General features: G+C 73.1%; 18 protein-coding genes. 6 read left to right on the top strand and 12 right to left on the bottom strand.

What is annotated here, in order from left to right; translation table 11 throughout:
* Positions 1-7 precede the first annotated feature (7 nt).
* Genes ACFPIJ_RS16100 through ACFPIJ_RS16085 form a run of 4 tightly spaced genes read right to left on the bottom strand, consistent with a single transcriptional unit; the run spans position 8 to position 7,495 of the window.
* Positions 8-2,749, bottom strand: a complete 2,742-nt coding sequence (locus ACFPIJ_RS16100; protein WP_380115770.1) for an FtsX-like permease family protein — start codon at positions 2,747-2,749, stop codon at positions 8-10.
* The gene (locus ACFPIJ_RS16095; RefSeq protein WP_380115769.1) at positions 2,746-5,898 is read right to left on the bottom strand and encodes an FtsX-like permease family protein; all 3,153 of its coding nucleotides are present in this window, start codon (positions 5,896-5,898) and stop codon (positions 2,746-2,748) included. Before ACFPIJ_RS16095 ends, ACFPIJ_RS16100 begins: the two co-directional genes overlap by 4 nt.
* A complete protein-coding gene (locus tag ACFPIJ_RS16090; RefSeq protein ID WP_380115767.1) occupies positions 5,898-6,575 on the bottom strand; it encodes an ABC transporter ATP-binding protein in 678 nt (225 codons plus the stop codon). The genes ACFPIJ_RS16095 and ACFPIJ_RS16090 overlap by 1 nt, the downstream gene beginning before the upstream one ends.
* Positions 6,572-7,495, bottom strand: a complete 924-nt coding sequence (locus tag ACFPIJ_RS16085; protein ID WP_380115766.1) for an ABC transporter ATP-binding protein — start codon at positions 7,493-7,495, stop codon at positions 6,572-6,574. Before ACFPIJ_RS16085 ends, ACFPIJ_RS16090 begins: the two co-directional genes overlap by 4 nt.
* A gap of 293 nt (positions 7,496-7,788) precedes the next feature.
* On the opposite strand from ACFPIJ_RS16085, the gene ACFPIJ_RS16080 reads away from it, so the two are divergent.
* Entirely contained in the window at positions 7,789-8,079 is a 291-nt protein-coding gene (locus ACFPIJ_RS16080) for a TraR/DksA family transcriptional regulator (RefSeq protein WP_380115765.1), read from the top strand.
* Between the two features lie 41 nt (positions 8,080-8,120).
* On the opposite strand, the gene ACFPIJ_RS16075 is transcribed toward ACFPIJ_RS16080, so the two are convergent.
* Entirely contained in the window at positions 8,121-8,474 is a 354-nt protein-coding gene (locus tag ACFPIJ_RS16075) for an FKBP-type peptidyl-prolyl cis-trans isomerase (RefSeq protein ID WP_380115764.1), read from the bottom strand.
* A gap of 147 nt (positions 8,475-8,621) precedes the next feature.
* On the bottom strand, positions 8,622-9,497 hold the full coding sequence (locus ACFPIJ_RS16070; RefSeq protein WP_380115762.1) for a helix-turn-helix transcriptional regulator: 876 nt from the start codon (positions 9,495-9,497) through the stop codon (positions 8,622-8,624).
* Positions 9,498-9,619: 122 nt separating this feature from the next.
* On the opposite strand from ACFPIJ_RS16070, the gene ACFPIJ_RS16065 reads away from it, so the two are divergent.
* Together ACFPIJ_RS16065 and ACFPIJ_RS16060 are read left to right on the top strand one after the other, a co-directional pair.
* Complete coding sequence (locus ACFPIJ_RS16065) at positions 9,620-10,507, top strand: aldo/keto reductase (protein ID WP_380115761.1); 888 nt, start codon at positions 9,620-9,622, stop codon at positions 10,505-10,507.
* A 22-nt stretch (positions 10,508-10,529) separates the two neighbouring features.
* The gene (locus ACFPIJ_RS16060; protein WP_380115760.1) at positions 10,530-11,513 is read left to right on the top strand and encodes an aldo/keto reductase; all 984 of its coding nucleotides are present in this window, start codon (positions 10,530-10,532) and stop codon (positions 11,511-11,513) included.
* A gap of 95 nt (positions 11,514-11,608) precedes the next feature.
* On the opposite strand, the gene ACFPIJ_RS16055 is transcribed toward ACFPIJ_RS16060, so the two are convergent.
* The 4 genes from ACFPIJ_RS16055 to ACFPIJ_RS16040 all read right to left on the bottom strand — a co-directional run bounded on the left by ACFPIJ_RS16055 (position 11,609) and on the right by ACFPIJ_RS16040 (position 13,347).
* Positions 11,609-12,106 (bottom strand): hypothetical protein, encoded by a 498-nt coding sequence (locus tag ACFPIJ_RS16055; protein WP_380115758.1) that lies wholly within the window; start codon positions 12,104-12,106, stop codon positions 11,609-11,611.
* Positions 12,107-12,148: 42 nt separating this feature from the next.
* Entirely contained in the window at positions 12,149-12,349 is a 201-nt protein-coding gene (locus tag ACFPIJ_RS16050; protein ID WP_380115756.1) for a hypothetical protein, read from the bottom strand.
* Between the two features lie 96 nt (positions 12,350-12,445).
* On the bottom strand, positions 12,446-12,976 hold the full coding sequence (locus ACFPIJ_RS16045) for a hypothetical protein (protein WP_380115754.1): 531 nt from the start codon (positions 12,974-12,976) through the stop codon (positions 12,446-12,448).
* A 2-nt stretch (positions 12,977-12,978) separates the two neighbouring features.
* The gene (locus tag ACFPIJ_RS16040) at positions 12,979-13,347 is read right to left on the bottom strand and encodes a hypothetical protein (RefSeq protein WP_380115752.1); all 369 of its coding nucleotides are present in this window, start codon (positions 13,345-13,347) and stop codon (positions 12,979-12,981) included.
* A 142-nt stretch (positions 13,348-13,489) separates the two neighbouring features.
* Between ACFPIJ_RS16040 and ACFPIJ_RS16035 the strand changes: the two genes are divergently transcribed.
* Positions 13,490-13,933, top strand: a complete 444-nt coding sequence (locus ACFPIJ_RS16035) for a MarR family winged helix-turn-helix transcriptional regulator (RefSeq protein ID WP_380115751.1) — start codon at positions 13,490-13,492, stop codon at positions 13,931-13,933.
* A gap of 84 nt (positions 13,934-14,017) precedes the next feature.
* Here ACFPIJ_RS16035 and ACFPIJ_RS16030 read toward each other — a convergent pair whose 3' ends face one another.
* Complete coding sequence (locus ACFPIJ_RS16030) at positions 14,018-15,214, bottom strand: cytochrome P450 (protein WP_380115749.1); 1,197 nt, start codon at positions 15,212-15,214, stop codon at positions 14,018-14,020.
* 32 nt (positions 15,215-15,246) lie between these two features.
* Complete coding sequence (locus tag ACFPIJ_RS16025) at positions 15,247-15,984, bottom strand: GbsR/MarR family transcriptional regulator (RefSeq protein ID WP_380115747.1); 738 nt, start codon at positions 15,982-15,984, stop codon at positions 15,247-15,249.
* A 219-nt stretch (positions 15,985-16,203) separates the two neighbouring features.
* Here ACFPIJ_RS16025 and ACFPIJ_RS16020 point away from each other — a divergent pair, with 219 nt between their 5' ends.
* Together ACFPIJ_RS16020 and ACFPIJ_RS16015 are read left to right on the top strand one after the other, a co-directional pair.
* Positions 16,204-16,869 carry a DUF4097 family beta strand repeat-containing protein gene (locus ACFPIJ_RS16020; RefSeq protein WP_380115745.1) on the top strand — a complete coding sequence of 222 codons (666 nt, stop codon included), beginning with the start codon at positions 16,204-16,206 and terminating at the stop codon, positions 16,867-16,869.
* Positions 16,870-16,910: 41 nt separating this feature from the next.
* On the top strand, positions 16,911-17,687 hold the full coding sequence (locus tag ACFPIJ_RS16015) for an alpha/beta hydrolase (RefSeq protein WP_380115744.1): 777 nt from the start codon (positions 16,911-16,913) through the stop codon (positions 17,685-17,687).
* Positions 17,688-17,777: the final 90 nt, after the last annotated feature.

Raw genomic sequence — 17,777 nt, 5'->3', positions numbered from 1 at the left:
TTGAGCGTCATTCGCCGGCGCGGAGCACCTCGCCCAGCTGCCGGCGGCGGCGCAGCGCCGCCTCGGCCGGGACCACGACGGCGACCGCCGCCAGCAGCGCCGCGCCCAGCAGCGCGAGCCACCCCCACGGCAAAGCCAGGGCAGGGTCGACGGCCTGGCGGGTGAGCAGCCGCATCTCCAGCGGGCCGAGTGTGAGCCGGGCCAGCGCCGCGCCGAGCAGCGGGCCGCCGACCGCGGCGAGCAGCACCGCGGGCAGCAGTTCGCCGGCCGCGATCCAGCGGGCGTCGCGTGGCCGCAGACCGAGAGTGCGCAGGCGGGTCAGGGTCTGCCAGCGCTGTGGTGCGCCGGCGGCGGCGCCGAGCGCGAGCCCGAGCAGTCCGAGTGCCAGCAGGGTGGCGGCGGCGGTACGGGCAAGCCGCAGCAGCCCCGCGGTCAGCGGCGCGGCCCGGCGGGTGCGTTCCACGTCGGCGCGCAGCACGACGTTCGCGGTGGCGTCGCCGGCGGTGGCGACGGCGCGGGCGGTGCCTACGCCGGTGACCCAGACGGTGTTGGGGACGGTGGGCAGGCCGGCGGCGGCGAGGCCGGCGGTGTCCACGACGACGACATCGGTGGCGTCGCCGATCGCCGGGGCGGTGCCGACGGCGGTGAGCCGGATCGCCGGGGCACCGTCCGGCTGGGGCAGTTGCAGGTGCATGCCGGGTTGGAGGGTGCCGTCGCCGGAGAGCACCAGCGCCGGGACGTCGCCGGGGGCGGGGTCCGCGAGCCGGTCGAGCGCCGGCACGTCCGGCAGCGGGGTCGCGGCGAGCAGCCGCCGGAACGCGGCGGTGTCGACGACCACCAAGCGGGGGGCGGTGATCACGGTGTCGGCGATGACCCGGGCCCGGTCGGTGACCTGCGCGACGACGACGTGGTCGATACCGGGTGCAGCGGCGACGCGCGCGGCGAGGGTGGGTGTCGAGGCGGCCGCGGCCGGGGCGACGTCGAGGCGGGCGTCGGCGCCGACCGTACGCCACGAGCCGTCCGTGACCCCCTGACGGGCGGTGGCGTCGAGGACGAGGGCGAACGACGCGAGCGCGGTGGCGGTCACCAGCGCCAGCGGCGGGAGGACCCGGCCGGCGGTGGCGGCGGCCCGGGCGGCGCCGAACACGGAGAGGGGGCGGCGCGAGCGCATGGCCTGCCGCAGCGCGAGGCGGGTGCCGGCCGGCAGCAGCCGCAGCAGCAGGAGCGCCACGGCGACCGCGCCGAGCGCCGGTGCGCTGGTGGGCAGGCCCGCGCTGGCGTCGGGGGTCGACGCCGCGCCGGTCGGAGCGATGCCGCGTTGGTGCAGCGCGACGAGGGCACCGGCTGCGGCGACGAGGAGCGCGACGTCCAGCGCGGCGCGGCGCAGTCGCCGGGTGCGCCGGGTCCAGCGGCGGGCGCTGCGGTTCGCCGGGGTGCGCCGGTCGGTGGTGGCGCGGGCGGCGGCGAGCGTGCCGAATGCCGGTGCGGCGATGGCGGCGGCCACCGCGAGGGGCACCGCCGTCAGCACGGAGACGCCGGGGGCGACGGCACGGGCGAGGGCGAGACCGACCGCGGTGGCGACCAGTGCCGCCGCGGTTGACTCGATGAACAGCTCCGCGCCGAGGTCGGGCAGGGCCGCCCCGCGGTGCCGGGCGGCGGTGATGGCCGGGACGTGGCGGCGCACCAGCAGATCGGCGGCGACGAGCAGCACCAGTACCGTGGCCGAAACGATACCGGTGAGCAGCACGGATGCCTGAGCGGCGGCGGCGTTGACCTGGGTTCGGGCGTCGCGCAGCACCGTGTCGAGCTGCGACTCCCAGCGCAGCGCCTCGTCGGGGCCGCTGGAGGCGCCGGAGGTGGCCTTGAGCTGCACGACGGTCGCGGCGAGCGTGGCCGCGCCGGACCAGGTGAGGGCGTCCGGTCGGGGGGCGAACCGGACGGTGCGCTGCAGCTGGTCCTGGTCGAAGGCGAGGCGGGCGTCGGGCAGCGAGTCGCGGGACAGCAGCCCGCCGAGCCGGGTGGTGCCGACGCCGTCGGCGCCGGCCACGGGGTGCAGCACCGACGGTGCAAGCCGCCAGGCGGGGTCTGCGTCGTCGGCGGGCCGGAAGATGCCGCTGACCCGGACGTCCTTGACCTGTTTGTGCTCGTCCTTGAGGGCGATGGTGTCGCCGGGGGACAGGCCGAGCGCCGCGGCGTCCGCTTCGGACAGCCCGACCTGGACCGGCCAGGGCGGGCCGACGTACGGCGCCACCACGAACCGGTCGGTTCCGGCCGCGGCGGCGGGTCCCGGTGCGGTGCCGGCGATCCAGGTGACGGCGGGGCCGCCACCGTCGGCGGCGAGGTAGGCGAGCTGGAAGGTGCGCAGGACACTGCCGTCGGTGACGTTGAGGACCGGGCTGGTGACGACGGCGACCGGTGGTTGCAGGACGGCGTGCAGGCCGGCGCCGAGTTCGAACGACGCCCGGTCGCGGAAGTCGTCGACGTCGTCGGCGAGCAGCGGCGCGCGGAGCCGTCCGCCGCTGGGCCCGTCGTCGCGTTCGAACCGGCTGTGCACGAGGACATCGGCGTCGCCGCCGGCCCGGCGGACGGTGTCCCGGACGGCGTCGTCGGCGGTGGTGCGCAACAGCGGCGGGACCGCGCCGGCGAGGAAGGCGACCGCCGCGACGACGGCGGCGGCGAGCAGCAGCGGTCCCGCGTCGGCGCGGGCCCGGCCGCGGATGCTGGGCCAGTGCAGGGCCGGCCGGTTCACGACGCCACCCGCAGGTGGGCGGCGTCGGCCCGGCGGACCTGGACGGAGACGACGGCGGCGACCGCGACGGTGCACCCGGCCAGCAGCAGCAGGAGCAGGGCCGTCTCGGCGGCCCACGGCCACAGCGGTTGCGCCGACGGTACGGGCGCCGCGCCGGTGGCGGAGCGCACCAGCAGCGGTGCCACGAGCCGAGTGGCGAGCCCGCCGACCACGGCGCCGGCGACGAGCAGGGGCACCAGCACCGCGGCGTGCTGGCCGAGCAGGACCGCCCGGATGTCGCGCCGGGCCATGCCGATGCCCCGCAGCCGCGCCACCTCCAGCGCGCGGACCTGCAGGTCGCAGGTGACGTGCAGGACGACACCGGCGAGCAGCAGCAGCGCGGCGGCCGGCACGAGCAGCCGGAGCGCGGCGGGCAGGCCGGCGCGTAGCGGGCCGCCGCTGAGCCGGGTGGTTTCCTCGGCGCGGGTGCTGACGGTGCCGAGGCGCAGCGCCGCGACCCGGCCGGCGGCGTCGCCGGTGGGGTGGCCGACCCACCAGGCGTCGACCGGGAACGTGAGGTCGCCGGCGACGGCGAGCGCGCGGGAGAGCAGGTCGAGGTCGGCGAGGACCGCGGCCGCACCGGGAGCGGCGGGGACTGCCGGCAGCACCTCGGCGACGACGATCGGCACGGCCGTGGTGCCGACGGTGATGCTCAGCGGCGTCCCGCGTTTCGCGCCGATCTCGTCGGCGAAGCGGGCGGACACGGCGACCGGGACAGGCCCGGGGTCCGCGAACGCGGTGGCGACGAGGGTGCGGGCGGCGTCCGGCGCGCCGTCGAGCTGGACGGTCCCGGTCAGGCGCAGGTCCGCGCCGGTGACGGCGACGGCCGGGTCGGCCACCTGCGTGGGGACCGGCGCGGCGGAGGTCGCGGTCCACGGTCCGGTGGGTGGTGTGCCGCCCGGCACGGTAAGCGTGACGTCGACCTTGCTGCTGCCGCCTGTGGTGTTGTCGCCCGTTCCTTCGACTTTCAGGGACACCGCGACGAGCTGCAGCCCGCCGGCGGTCGCGCAGGCCGGCAGCCGGTGCGGGGTCGCGTCCAGCGGCACGGGTGGTGCGCTGCAGGGGGTGCGCAGGCCGGTGGCGTCCTGCAGGAGCAGCCGGGGGGTCACGACGAGCTCGGCGCCGCCGGCGGTGCCGGTGAGAGCGAGTGCGGCGCCGGCCGGGACCGCGATGCCGGCGGCGGGGGAGGCCGGGGCGAGGGTGGCGCCGACGCCGGTCCAGGTCCGGTCGCCGTCGAGCCGGCCGCGCAGCAGGGCGTCGGCGTGGGCGGTGTGCACGGCGACGAGCCGCGGCGGGTCGCCGGCGTTGCCGAGCCACTGCCCGACGGCGACACCCCGGTTGACGGCGGGACTCACCGTGCCGCCGGTCGCGGCGGCCACGGTGTCGCCCTGCCCGGCGTCCGGCGGGGTGGTGAGGGTCAGCACGAGGTCGGTGCCGGCGGACACGTCGGCCTGGTCGTGCTGCGAACGGTGCCAGGTGGCGTCGAACGCGACACCGAACGTGCCGGCGGCGCAGGCGAGGCCGACGAGCAGGCCGGCGGCGACCGCCTGCGGGCGGCGGGCGGCCTCGAACGCGGCCAGCGGCAGGACGAGCCCGCGGGCGCGGCGGGCGAGCCGGTCGGCGCCGTGCAGGGCCGGCAGAACCAGGCGCAGCGCCAGCGCGGCACCGGCGGTGAGCAGCAGCGCCGGGGCGAGGACGCGGACCACGTCGGCGCGGCTGGTGGCGGCGGCGGGTTGCGCGGACAGCTGCCACCAGCCTGCCCCGGCGAACGCGACGAGCAGCAGGTCGGCGCCGGACCGGGCGAGCAGTTCGCGGCGCTGCCGGCGCTCGCCGGGCGCGGGGCCCGGCCGGACAGCGAGGACGATGAGCACCGCGGCCAGCGCGACCGCGCCGGCCGCGACGGTGAGCGTCTGCGGGCCGGTCACGACCGGGTGGGTGCCGAGCCCGGCGCCGTCCAGCGGTGGTAGGTGGGTGAGGGCGGCGTGCAGGGCTGAGGAGGCGGGGATCGCCAGGGCGGCGGCGAGGACGGCGAGCGCGCCGGCCTCCACGGCGGCGGTGACAGCGAGTTGGCGAGGGCTGGTGCCGAGGGCGACGAGCAGGGCGGTCTCGTCGGCACGGACGCCGGCGGTGAGCCGGCCGGCGAGGGCCAGGGCGGTGGCGGCGAGGATGCCGCCGAGCACGGCGACGGCGAGCACGACGGCGGTCGTGACACGGCGCTGGTCATCGGCGGCGCGCAGGGTCACCGGCAGGGCAGAGTAGACCCGTTCCAGCCCGACGCGGTCGCCGAGGGCACGGGCGAGGCGGCGGTCCGCGGCACCGACGGCGACGGCGGCGGCGTCGAGGGCGCGGCGGGTGGCACGCGACAGGTCCGGGTGCGCGGTGACCTGCAGCCGGTCGATGGTGGCGCCGGTGGTGAGCAGGTCGGTGAGGTCGACGATGAGCGGGCCGTACACGTTGACGGGTTGACCGAAGCGGCCGTCGAGGTAGCCCAGGGCGGAGCCGGTCGCGGCGAGCGGGTCGCGGTCCCAGCCGGCGCCGGGCAGCGGGCGGACGACACCGACGACGGTGACGTCGAGCGGGGGGACAGCGGCGTGGGCGAGCTCCGCGCCGAGCTGCAGCCGGCTGCCGGGGCCGACGCCGAGCAGCTGCGCGGTCTGCTCCAGCAGTACCGCTTCCAAGGGCGCCTTCGCGGCCTGCGGCCAGCGTCCCGCGGTGAGCTGGGCGCGGGCCGGCAGGTCGTCCATGGCGGTCAGGTATGTCTGGGGCGCGACGGTCGTGCCGGCGGCGACCGCCGCCGGCAGGGCCCGCAGGATGCTCGACGCGCGGGTATGGGTGGTGGTGGGGAACGGTGCCAGGGCGCCGGCGATGACGTCACGGGCGTCGCCAGCCACGGCACCGGCGTGCGGGCCCTCGATGGTGCCGGTGTACGCGGTGACGTCGACGGTGTCGGGCGCGGCGCGGGCGGCGGCGACCTCGTAGGCCCGCTCGGCGGTGCGGGTGGTGAGCAGGGCACATGTGCCGAGCAGGGTGGCGCCGACGGTGACGACGCCGAGCAGCGCGGCGAGCAGCGGCCATTGCGCGCCGGCCCGGCGGATGAGCAGGCTGAGCATCAGTCGAGCTGCCCGTCGTGGATGGTGATGACGCGGTCGGCGAGCGCCATCATCACCGGGTCGTGGGTGGAGACGAGCGCGGTGACGCCCTCGGACTCGACGACGCCGCGGATCAGTGCCATCACCGCCAGGCCGGTTTCGGCGTCGAGCTGGCCGGTGGGTTCGTCGGCGATGAGCAGCCGGGGCGAGCCTGCCAGGGCCCGGGCGATCGCGACCCGCTGCTGCTGGCCGCCGGACAGTTCGGTGGGGCGCTGCTCCGCGTGCTCGGTGAGCCCGACGAGCCCGAGCAGCAGTTCGACGCGGTGTTCGCGCTCGGCGGGAGCGACGCGGGCCAGCCGCAGCGGGGCGCCGACGTTCTCTGCGGCCGACAGCACCGGGATCAGCCCGAAGGTCTGGAACACGTAGGAGACCTTCTCCCGGCGCAGCCGGGACAGCCCGTCCTCGTCGAGGGCGGTGACGTCGGTGCCGTCGATGTGCACGGTGCCGCCGTCCGGGCGGTCCAGGCCGCCGATGACGTTGAGCAGGGTCGTCTTGCCGGAGCCGGACCGGCCGACGAGGGCGACCATGGTGCCGGCCCGGACGTCGAACGACACGCCTCTAAGCGCGTGGACCGCGGTCGGTCCGGCGCCGAAGCGGCGGTGGATGTCGCGTACCGACAGCAGCGGCGCGGCGGTCACGCGCTGTCCGCCGTTTCCGCTGTGTCGGGGCGGATCGTGACGTGGTCGGGTTCCAGGGCCAGGCGGACCCGCCGGGTCAGGGCGAGCGCCTCACGGAAGTCGCGGGGCACCTGGACCCGGCCGGCGCGGTCCATCACGGCGTACTCCTCGGCGATCACGTGGGTGTCGCCCTCGGCGTTGGTGGTGGCGCGGCGCAGCACCTCGCTGCTGGTCCGGCCGTCGCGGATGGCCACCGTCCGCTCGACCTGGCCGCTCACCGCAGGGTCGTGGGTCACCACCACCACGGTCACGCCGAAGCGCCGGTTGACGTCCCGCAACGCCCCGAACACCTCGGCCGACGTCGCGGTGTCCAGTTCGCCGGTGGGCTCGTCGGCCAGCAGGACCCGCGGCTGGTTCGCCAGCGCCACGGCGATGGCGACGCGCATCTGCTGACCGCCGGACAGCTGGGACGGGCGCCGGTCGCCGCAGTCGGCGACGCCGAGGGTTGCGAGGAGCTCGGCGGCACGGTCCCGGCGGGCCTTGACCGGGGTGCGGGCCGTCGTCATCGGCAGGTCCACCATCTGCCGGGCGGTCAGGTACGGCACAAGGTTGCTGGCCGTCTGCTGGCGCACGAACCCCACGGTGTGCCGCCGGTAGCGGACCCGGTCGGCGCGGGACATGGCCAGCAGGTTCCACCGGTCGACCCGCGCCCGTCCGGCGGTCGGCGCGTCGATCCCGGCGAGGATGGACAGCAGCGTCGACTTGCCCGACCCGGAGGCGCCCACGACGGCGACCATCTCTCCGCTGTCCACGGCGAGGTCGAGTCCCTGCAGCGCCTGCACCTCGACCGACCCGGTCTGGTAGATGCGCACGAGGCTCTCACAGACGATCAGCGCGTCGCGGCCGAACTCGGGCGCCCGCGCCGGTGGCGTGCTCGACATGACCCTCCTCGGCGACTCCGTGGGTGTCTGAGAATGCCACACCGACCCGCACTCCCCACGTTCTGAACGCCGTCGACCGTTGCCGCCCCACCGGGATCGTCGCACGGTCAACAGGCGAGCACCGTCGGTGTGGAACGTGACCCCGGGTTGCCGGCGATCGGCAACGCACGGCGGTCAACTTCGCCGACGGCTGCCGGTGGCATCCCTGGCACGGGCGGGCACGCTGGAGGTGCACGGTAGTCGGGACCGCTCGAAGGACGTGCGATCCCGGCCCGCGGCACAGGAGGACTCTCGTGACGAGCACGATGCAGCAACCAGTGGAACTGCTCCGGGACAGACTGGAGCACGCATTCGCCATGCACACCAACCGCCTGAACGAGCTCACGCTTCGCGGCGGCATGACCGATCCCGCCACGTTCGAGGCCAGGGTCGAAGGGGCGCGGCGGGGCATCGCCGACACCGCACAGGCGTTGCGCCGCATGTCGGAGGGCACCTACGGCCGCTGCGACGCGTGCGGGACCACCATCGCCTGGCAACGACTGGTCGCGGTGCCGCACGCCCGCCGCTGCTCGCAGTGCCGGTAGCGCCGGCTGCTGCACCAGCTGTGACCCAGGTCCGCTCAGCGTCATACGTCAATGTGGTTAACGGTGAGCGCAAACGGTGTCGATGAGTCGATCGGCCTTGACGGCATGCGGCATGCGTTCTTCGGGCGTGGCCGGCAACCGCGGAGCACGCGTACGCGGCTGTCGACGAGCTCGCCGCCCGTAGGCTCGACCTGGGAACGCCCGCGGTCCAGGCCTTCCATCACCTCGATCGTCCGTCCCAACTGGGCCAGCCCGACGACCGCCTCGAGGGTGGACCTCCGCGACCACGATGAGTCGAAGACCTTGCCGTCGCGCAAGGTGGCAATGACATGGTCCGCTGTGACCGTCTGGCCGGGCGTGACCGCCGCACAAAGCTCCTGAACCAGGACGGTCACGGTCAGGTCGCCCGGTTCGATGTCACCCGCGGTTGTCGTCGTCGACGGCGAGCGCGGCGGACACCAGGTCCGCGACCGGCAAGGTGCGCAGCGGAACCTCGCCGTCTTCGGTGAGGATGGTGGCGGCAGTCCAGGCCATGACCGACGTCAGCCCGCCGGCTGGACCGTGGCGGCTTGTGTTGCGGCCCAGGTGGCGAGCAGTTGCAGGCCGTCGCCGCTCGGTGTGCCCGGCTCGGCGGTGTACGTCAGGACCACCAGCGGATCGTCGCCGGGCAGTTCGAGGGCCTCGAAGTCTAGTTCCAGGTCGCCGACGGCCGGGTGGCGGAAGTGCTTCACGCCGTGGCGGTGCACGTAGACGTCCTGGGCGGCCCACCAGCCGCGGAAGGGCTCGCTGCGCATGGACAGCTCGCCGATCAGGTTCACCAGGTGCTGGTCGTGCGGATGCTGGGCGGCGGCGGTACGGAGCGCGGCCACCGCGGCCCGGGCCACCAGCGCCCACTGCGGGTAGAACGCCTGCGCGTGCGGGTCCAGGAACGTGAAACGCGTCGAGTTCACCGGCAAGGCGGTGCCCGTGGCGAACATGGGCGCGTAGAGGGCCATGCCCAGGGGGTTCGCGGCCAGGATGTCGAAGCGGTGGTTGCGCAGGAACGCCGGGACGCCGGTCATCGAGTCGAGCACCCGGCGGATCGTGGGCCGGATCTCGGGAGCCTTGTCCCGGCGGGCGCGGGTGCGGGCCGACTGGGGGCCGGCGGCGCGGGCGAGCAGGTGCAGGTGCGCGGTCTCCGTCTCGTTGAGTTGCAGCGCGCGGGCGACGCCGTCCAGGACGCTGTCGGAGACGCCGGCGAGGTTGCCGCGTTCCAGCCGGGTGTAGTACTCGACGCTGACCCCGGCCAGTGCGGCGACCTCACCCCGGCGCAGCCCGGCGACCCGGCGGCTGCCGTACGCGGGGATTCCGGCCTGCTCCGGGGTCACCTTCGCCCGGCGCGAGCTCAGGAACGCGCGTACCTCGCTGCGATTGTCCACGTACCCAAGGCTAAGCGGCTCACCCGGCGGGAGGGGGTCCCTGGCAGAACCCCTTTCAGCGGTGTCTCCCTGCCGGAGGTGGGTAGGTGTTTGCTCGACTGGACGAAGGAGGGACCATCACCATGCGAGCCATCCCGCACCTGACCTTGAACAACGGCGTCGAGCTGCCCGCCATCGGGTTCGGCGTGTTCCAGACGCCGCCGGACGAGACCCTGGCCGCCGTCGATGCCGCGCTGGCGGCCGGGTACCGGCACATCGACACCGCCGCGGCGTACAACAACGAGCGGCAGGTCGGCGAGGCCATCGCCAAGTCCGGCGTCGACCGCTCCGAGGTGTTCATCGAGACCAAGATCTGGATCAGTGACTACGGCTACGCCGAGACGCTGCACGGCTTCGACAAGAGCGCCGGCAAGCTCGGCGTCGACCAGATCGACCTGCTCATCCTGCACCAGGCGCTGCCGTCGGAGTTCGACCGGACCCTGGAGGCGTACCGGGCGCTGGAGACGTTGCTCGCCGACGGCAGGGTCCGTGCCATCGGCGTCTCCAACTTCATGGTCGAGCACCTCACGGCGCTGCTGGACAAGGCGACGGTCGTGCCGGCGGTGAACCAGATCGAGGTGCACCCGTATTTCGCGCAGCGGCAGGTGCAGGCGTTCGGCGCGCAGCACGGCATTCTGGCCCAGGCGTGGTCACCGATCGGTGGCATCACCTTCTACCGCGAGAGCCGGCACACCAGCACCCTGCAGGACCCGGTGATCGGCGCGATCGCGGAGGCCACCGGCAAGACCCCGGCGCAGGTGATGCTGCGCTGGCACCTGCAGCAGGGGCGTTCGGTGATCCCCAAGTCGACGAAGCCGGCGCGCATCGCGGAGAACCTCGACGTCTTCGACTTCGACCTCACCGCCGACCAGCTGGCCGCGATCGACGGCCTCGACACCGACACCCGTGGCGGCCCCGAGCCGGAGGCCATCACGATGGCGACCTTCGGCCGCCCGATCCCAGAAGCCTGATGTACGAACGGAAGGACACACCATGCGTACCGCCAAACTCGGCGAACTCGAGGTCTCCCGCATCGGACTCGGTGCGATGGGAATGTCGCACGGCTACAGCGGCGCCGGCAGCGACGACGCCGAGTCGATCCGCACCATCCACCGGGCGATCGAGCTCGGGGTCACGCTGATCGACACCGCGGAGATCTACGGCCCGTACGTCAACGAGGAGCTCGTCGGCCGGGCCCTGCAGGGCCGCCGCGACCAGGTGGTGCTGGCCACCAAGTTCGGCCTCGTCTCCCACGACGGCCGGGTGCAGTCGGGCCTGGACAGCAGCCCGGCCAACATCCGTGCCGCCGTCGAGGGCTCGCTGCGGCGCCTCAGCACCGACCGCATCGACCTGTACTACCAGCACCGCGTCGACCCGGGCACCCCCATCGAGGACACCATGGGCGCGCTCGCGGGGTTGGTGCAGGAGGGCAAGGTCCGGTACGTCGGCCTGTCCGAGGCCTGGGTCGACACCATCCGCCGCGCCCACGCGGTGCACCCGGTCACGGCCCTGCAGTCCGAGTACTCACTGTGGACACGTGACCAGGAACAGCTCCTGCCCGTCCTGCGTGAGCTGGGCATCGGCCTGGTCGCGTACTCCCCGCTCGGCCGCGGCTTCCTCACCGGCGCCCTGCGCACCCAGGCCGACGTGGAACGCCTCGACGACAGCGACTTCCGCAAGAACAACCCGCGCTTCACCGGCGAGAACCTCCAGCACAACCTGCGCCTCGCCGCCGAGGTGCAGGCCGTCGCCGACCGGATCGGCGTCACCTCGGCCCAGGTGGCCCTGGCCTGGCTGCTGGCCCAGGGCGACGACATCGTCCCCATCCCCGGCACCAAGCGGGTCACCCGCGTGGAGGAGAACGCCGCCGCCGACGCCGTCACGCTCACACCGGAGCAGGTCGCCACGCTCACCGCCCTGCCCGTCGCCGAGGGCGGCCACCACACCGAGGAACAGATGCAGGTGATCGAGCGCTGATCCTGGGCCGGCCGGTCCACCTCAGCGGTGCCCCGGCCGGCCGCCCCGCCGACGCTCGAACGACCGTGCGGCCCGACCGAGCCCGTGCCGCACGCTCAGGACTCCTCCCCGAGATCCTTCCGGAAGGCGGTCAGCAGCACCTGCTTGTAGCTGTCCATGGTGACGGCGTGGTCACGGAGTTGATCGTCGGTGAGGGGCTGGCGGCCGATGAGCGCGAGCCACACCTCTCGGCCCAGCTGTTCGGCCCGTTCGGCGATGGGCCGGGTGTGCGGACTGCAGAACAGATCCAACGTTGTGCGGCTCTCCCCGAGCCGCCGCCGCAGATTGCCGAGGTACTCCCGATAGGACTGGTCGGTTTCGTGGTCCTCGCGTACTGCGTGCCCAGCGGCGCCGAGCCTCCTGAACTGGTCGTAGATCAGCAGGAACTCGACGATGATCGAGCGCCGGTGTTCGAGGTTGCGGAAGTACGACGCTTCGTAGGCCTGCCGCCGCTCTCGCCTGCTGGTGGCGAACAAGGTCAAGGCCGAACTGCCGATCGCGGCGATGAGTGTGAATGCGCCGGTGACAAGCAGAGGTGCCAGGCTGGCGTCCAACGTCGACCTCCCATGGCGGGCGTGCCTTCATGCGCGATCCTTTCAGAGACCATCACTCGGTGGGCGCACCCGGGCGACGCCCCGCGCAAGTGGGTTCGGATCGGGTCGGCCCGCCGACGGGCCTGTTCCCAGGGCGCCGAGCCAGATGATCCGGTCGATGCCGGTGGCCACGGCGGCCTGAGCGCCTGCGGTGAGCGTCCCGGCGGTGGAGCCCCTGACGGCGCCGAGGCCGGACAGCAGCACGTCGCATCCGGCCGAGGTGCCGTGAACTCCGAGGCTGGTGCTGCCCTACCCCGGATCCTGCTCGCCGTGCGTCGGATGCCGCCGCGGTCGGAGCCGTCAGCTCGGGTTCGTCGTGGGTGCTCGGCGCCGGTCGAGGACCAGCACGAGGATGTACGCCTCGAGGAGCGCGGGCACGGACCAGAAGCCGAGACTGAGCACCGTGAGCGGAACGGGTTGATGCAGGACATTGAACGGTCCCATGAACTCGGAGAACGCGGTGGCGAGCCACACGACGAACGCCAGGCGCAGGGCACGCTGGTGCAGACCCGGTGGCCAAGCCGCGGCGATCGACCGGTACACGAACGCGACGGCGATGCCGAACGCGACCAGGCCGGCGAGGATCAGGACGGGCGTCTCGATGATGCGTGGCAGCGGTTCGAGCGACTTCCACACGGCGATGACCTTTGGGTGCTGCGTGTCGGGATCGAACAGCAGACCTTCCCTGCCCGCCTGCGAGCCGCCGAGGAACCCGAACGTCAGGAACGTGCCCAGGACGAAGGCGAGCCCGCCCGCGCCGCCGGCAGACACCGTCCGGGCGAGCGATGCCGATGCGTTCACGTCGGTGCGGGCGGCGTGCTGTTCCGCCATGGTCAGCCCTCCCGTTCCGTCCGGTCGATGAGCCGGTCCGGGTCGGTCTGGGCAATCTGTTGCAGCAGGCGGCGAGCGGTCTCGACGTCGGCCGCGTCGAACCGTTCGAAAATGCGCGTGGTGACCGCGCCGATCCGGTCGCGCAGTTGGGTGTATCGCGCGGTGCCGGCCGTGGTGAGCGATGCGACACCGTCATCGACGTCGACGAGTCCTGCATCGGCCAGCGCCGCGAGCAGCTCGGCAACGGCTGCGGTGTCCAGCCCGTTGGTGGCGAGCAGGTTCGACAGTGCCTCCGTGGGAGTCGGGCCCTGCAGCCCGAGGGCGTTCAGGGTGAACCATGCCGGCATGGTGAGGCCCTCGGCGTCGAGCACAGTGACGAGCGGGGCGGTCAACGTACGTTGGGCGAGTGCGAGGGCAGTACCGAACGGGAGCCTGGTTGCCTGTGTCATCATCGTCCTCCAAGGTTAGACAGACACCTGTCCAACGTACGAACTAGACAGGAGACTGTCAATAATGTCGACTGAAGCATCGTCCGTGCCGCTCGTCGGACTCCTGCTCCGCCTCGCCGCGCAGCAATGGGGCGCCGACATGGACGCCGCCCTCCAGACCCAGGGCGTCAGCGGTCTCACCCCGGCGCACGCCAACGTCATCCCGTTCGTGCCTGCCGAGGGCATCCAGATCGGCGAGCTTGCTCGGCTGGCCAAGGTCCGCAAGCAGTCGATGGCCAACTCGGTCGAGCTGCTGAGCGCCGCCGGCTACGTCACCCGACGCCCGGACCCCGCTGACGGACGCGCCAGCCTCATCTTCCTCACCGACAAGGGCCGGGCGCTCTGGCCGGCCTCCCGCGTCGCCGGCGCACGGGTCGAGCAGGACTGGGCGACCATCGTCGGCCGCGACAACCTCGAACAGCTCCGTCACACGCTCATGCAGTTGCTGCGGTTCGACGCGCAGCACTGAGCCTCCTGTGGCCCGTCGCGACGTGCGCCTTGCCGCGGCGTGAACCTGCATGACGTGGCGGACGGAGGACGCTCAGACCAGAGGTCAGAACTCCACCTCGAGGGTGACCAGCCGGTGGCCGAGCGGTGGGGCGGAGTGCCGGTCCGGGCTCTTGTACGCCGGCCGCAGGTGCGGGAACCGGTCGAGCAGGATCCGGAAGCACTCGTCGGCCTCCATGCGGGCCAGTGCCGCGCCCAGGCAGTAGAAGGCGCCCATGCCGAAAGCGGTGTGCCGGTTGGGTTTGCGGGTGATGTCGAAACGGTCCGGGTCGGCGAACACGTCGGGGTCGCGGTTGCCGGCGAGCATGGCCAGGTAGAACTGTTCGCCGACGGGGAATGCGTGCCCGGCCACCTCGACCGGCTCGCCGCTGACCCGCACGATCACCCCGGCCGGGCCGTCGCAGCGCAGCATCTCCTCGACGGCCGAGGCGGTGAGCGTGGGGTCCGACTTGAGCAGCGCGAGCTGGTCCGGGTTGTCGAGGAGCAGCAGCAGGCCGTTGGCGATCAGCCCCGCGGTGGTCTCGTGCCCGGCGAACAGCAGCAGCACGCAGTTGGCGACGATCTCGTCCTCGGTGACGGTGCCGTCGCGTTCCGCGGCGACGAACATGCTCAGGATGTCCTCGCGGGGCTGCCGGCGCCGCTGCTCGACCAGGACGCGCAGGTGGTCCTGCATCTCCAGGACGCTGCGCTGCGCCTGCCGCAGCCTGTCCATGTCCGCGAGCTGGAAGACCGCGAGGATGTCGCGGGACCAGACCTGCAGCTGGAGGCGGTCGCTCGTCGGCATGCCCAGGATCTCGGCGATGACGTTGGCCGGCAGCGGATACGCCAGGTCCTTGACGACGTCCATGCGCCCGTGCGGCGCCACCGCGTCGAGCAGCTCGTGGGTGATCTCGCGGACCCGTGGGCGCAGGGCGTCGACGGTGACCGGCGTGAAGTACCGCTTCAGCAGCTGTTGGAACCGGACATGGTCCACCGGGTCGGTGTGGCCCATCCACAGCTGGATCGAGCGGCGCAACGGCAGCAGCTCCTCCTGCTCCGCCGGGCTCAGCCGCTCCAGACCCTTGCCCAGGTTGGCGGTGTCCAGCCGGCGGTCCTTGAGCGCGGCGACGATGTCTGCGTGCCGGGTGAGCAGGTGCGCGCCGAGCTGCGGGATCCGGCTGACCGGGCTCTCGGCCCGGATCCGGTGCAGCAGTGGCATCGGGTCAGCCATCGCCTCGGGTGTGAAGATGTCGTACGACCGCATGCCCCGATCCTCGTCGACGGATCGGCCGATGGCTATGTCAGCGGCGGTGCCGGATTTGGCGACGGGTGTACCTCGGGCTTGGTGGAGAGGACCTCGCGGACCTGTTCGGCGGCGCGGAAGATGCTCTCGCTGATGAAGTCGCTGAAGCGGGCGATGTTCTCGAGGCGGACGGCGGCGGGTCTGCCGGGGCCGAGGACGGTGACGCCCCGCCGGGCGATGTCGGCGACCTGGGCGATGCCGCGGGCGCTGGCGATCGTCGACTGATACCAGACGTCGTCGTCGACGGAGTAGCGGTCGCGGCGGCGTTCGTCGCGGCTGCGGCGGACCAGGCCCTGCTCTTCGAGGAACGCCACGGCCTTGGACACCGATGCCGGGCTGACCTGGAGGTGCTGGACGAGCTCGGACGCGGTGAGGCTGCCCGCGTCGGCGACGAAGAGGCACGCGAGGACGCGGGCCACCATCTTCGGCAGGCCCTGCTGCATCAGCAGGGTGGTGAACGACTCCTCGTACTCACGCACGGCCTCGTCGTCGCGGCCGGGCGCCGGCGTGCCCGCGGGTGGGGTGGGCCGGCGCCGGTGGGCGCGGTGTTCGGTGGCGCGGTGGGCCAGGTCGGCGCGGTATGCGGTGGGGCCGCCGTTGCGCATCACCTCACGCGTGATCGTCGAGGTGGGCCGGTCGAGCCCTCTGGCGATCTCCGCGTAGGCGAGGCTGTCGGCCAGCCCCAGCGCGATCTTCTGGCGTTCCTGCTGGGTGAGTCTGCCTCCCGGCACGGTGATCTCCCTTCGTGGTGCCACCAGCGTAGCGTTCGTCTCAGGCCAATGCAACGCAACGGCACTAGATCATTGCATTAGGCGCCAGCCCGTTGCAACGAAATAGGTGCACTGAGCTGCTTAGATCTGCGTGTGAAGCAATGATTCTGTTGCGAGATCTGGAAAGGCAACGTAGCGTTTCGCATGTCAGAAACACCGGAACGAACACAGGAGCGCATGATGCAGCACTTCGACACCCCGGCCCCGATCGCCGCCGTCCTGGACATCCCCGCGGGGCGCATCCAGGTCATCGCCGCCGACCGCGTCAACACCGTGGTCGAGGTCCGGCCGGCCGACCCGGCCAAGAACCGCGACGTCCGCACCGCCGAACTGACCACGGTCGACTACGCCGACGGCGTCCTGCGGGTCCGCACCGCCGAGTCCGGGAACAAGCTCATCGGCAACTCCGGCTCGGTGGAGGTCACCGTCCAGTTGCCGGCCGGTTCCCGCGTCCAGGCCAGGTCCGCCGCCACCGAGCTGCGGGGCGTCGGCCGGCTCGGTGACGTCGCCGTCGACGGCGCGTACCGCCAGATCAAGATCGACGAGGCGGCGAGTGTGCGCCTCACCGCGATCGACGGCGACGTCGAGGTCGGCCGGCTCAACGGGCCCGCGGAGATCAGCACCGCCCGCGGCAGCATCCGGATCGCCGAGGCGGTCCGCGGCACGGTCGTCCTGCAGACCCAGTCCGGCGACATCGCGGTTGCCGCCGCGGCCGGAGTGTCGGCCGCGCTGGACGCCGGCACCGGCTACGGCCGGGTCAGCAACGCCCTCAAGAACAACGGCACCGCCGAGCTCGACATCCGCGCCACCACTGCCAAGGGCGACATCACCGCCCGCAGCCTCTGAACCCCACCGACCCCCGCAACGAGGACACGAAGGAGAGTTCCATGACCGCGCAATGGACCGGAATGGTCACCGTCGAGGACACCGCCCTGGCCGTCACCGACACCGGCGGCACCGGTATCCCGGTGCTCTACCTCAACGGACAGTTCGCCACCCAGGGCTACTGGGGCCGGGTCATCGCCGACCTGGGCCCGCAGTGGCGGCACATCACCTACGACGAGCGGGCCCGGGGCCGCAAGTCGAAGCGCTCCGCGGACTACTCGTTCGAGGCCGCCGTCCGCGACGTCGACGCCGTGCTCGCGGCGCGCAACGTCGACCGGGCGCTGGTCGTCGGCTGGTCCTACGGCGCGGTCGTCGCGGCGCACTGGGCCGCCCGCAACCCGGAGCGCACCATCGGCGCGGTCCTGGTCGACGGCGCGTTCCCGCACGACTGGCTCGACGACGCGATGGAGCTGCGGATCCGCAAGCTGTTCAAGCGGATCAGCTGGTTCACCGTGCCGCTGCGGGCGACCGGTCTGGCCCCGCGGATGTCCGCGGCGGAGCAGGCAGAGAGCAACATCGAGCTCGGCAAGCTGTCCCGCGAGCGGGAGATGGGCCCGGTGCTGGACGACATCAAGGTCCAGACCCGCTACGTGGTCGCGTCGGGCACGTCGTTCGGCAGCAAGGGCGACGAGCAGGAGCAGATCCGCGCCAGCCTCGACCAGGTGCTCGAGCGCAACCCGAACATCAAGATCAGCGCGAAGGTTGCGAGCAACCATGGCGCGATCCTCAAGAAGGACGCGGCGGCGATTGCCCGGGCGGTTCGCGAGGTCGCGGCGTGACCCACGACGTCCCCCTCACTCCAGCGGCGGCTGGGGGAGGGGGACGTAGTGCTGCCCTGCGGCTCCGGGCGCGGAAACGTCGGGTCACCC

It is taken from the genome of Dactylosporangium cerinum (assembly GCF_042653625.1).
Taxonomy (GTDB): domain Bacteria; phylum Actinomycetota; class Actinomycetes; order Mycobacteriales; family Micromonosporaceae; genus Dactylosporangium; species Dactylosporangium cerinum.
Note: the sequence above shows the minus strand (reverse complement) of the source record. Positions and strands in the feature narration are given on the sequence as shown.

Excerpts from the sequence above, each read along its gene's own strand:
- ACFPIJ_RS16095 (WP_380115769.1), bottom strand. The coding sequence starts at position 5,898 with ATGCTCAGCCTGCTCATCCGCCGGGCCGGCGCGCAATGGCCGCTGCTC.
- ACFPIJ_RS16085 (WP_380115766.1), bottom strand. The coding sequence starts at position 7,495 with ATGTCGAGCACGCCACCGGCGCGGGCGCCCGAGTTCGGCCGCGACGCG.
- ACFPIJ_RS16065 (WP_380115761.1), top strand. The coding sequence starts at position 9,620 with ATGCGAGCCATCCCGCACCTGACCTTGAACAACGGCGTCGAGCTGCCC.
- ACFPIJ_RS16060 (WP_380115760.1), top strand. The coding sequence starts at position 10,530 with ATGCGTACCGCCAAACTCGGCGAACTCGAGGTCTCCCGCATCGGACTC.
- ACFPIJ_RS16045 (WP_380115754.1), bottom strand. The coding sequence starts at position 12,976 with ATGGCGGAACAGCACGCCGCCCGCACCGACGTGAACGCATCGGCATCG.
- ACFPIJ_RS16035 (WP_380115751.1), top strand. The coding sequence starts at position 13,490 with ATGTCGACTGAAGCATCGTCCGTGCCGCTCGTCGGACTCCTGCTCCGC.
- ACFPIJ_RS16030 (WP_380115749.1), bottom strand. The coding sequence starts at position 15,214 with ATGCGGTCGTACGACATCTTCACACCCGAGGCGATGGCTGACCCGATG.
- ACFPIJ_RS16020 (WP_380115745.1), top strand. The coding sequence starts at position 16,204 with ATGCAGCACTTCGACACCCCGGCCCCGATCGCCGCCGTCCTGGACATC.
- ACFPIJ_RS16015 (WP_380115744.1), top strand. The coding sequence starts at position 16,911 with ATGACCGCGCAATGGACCGGAATGGTCACCGTCGAGGACACCGCCCTG.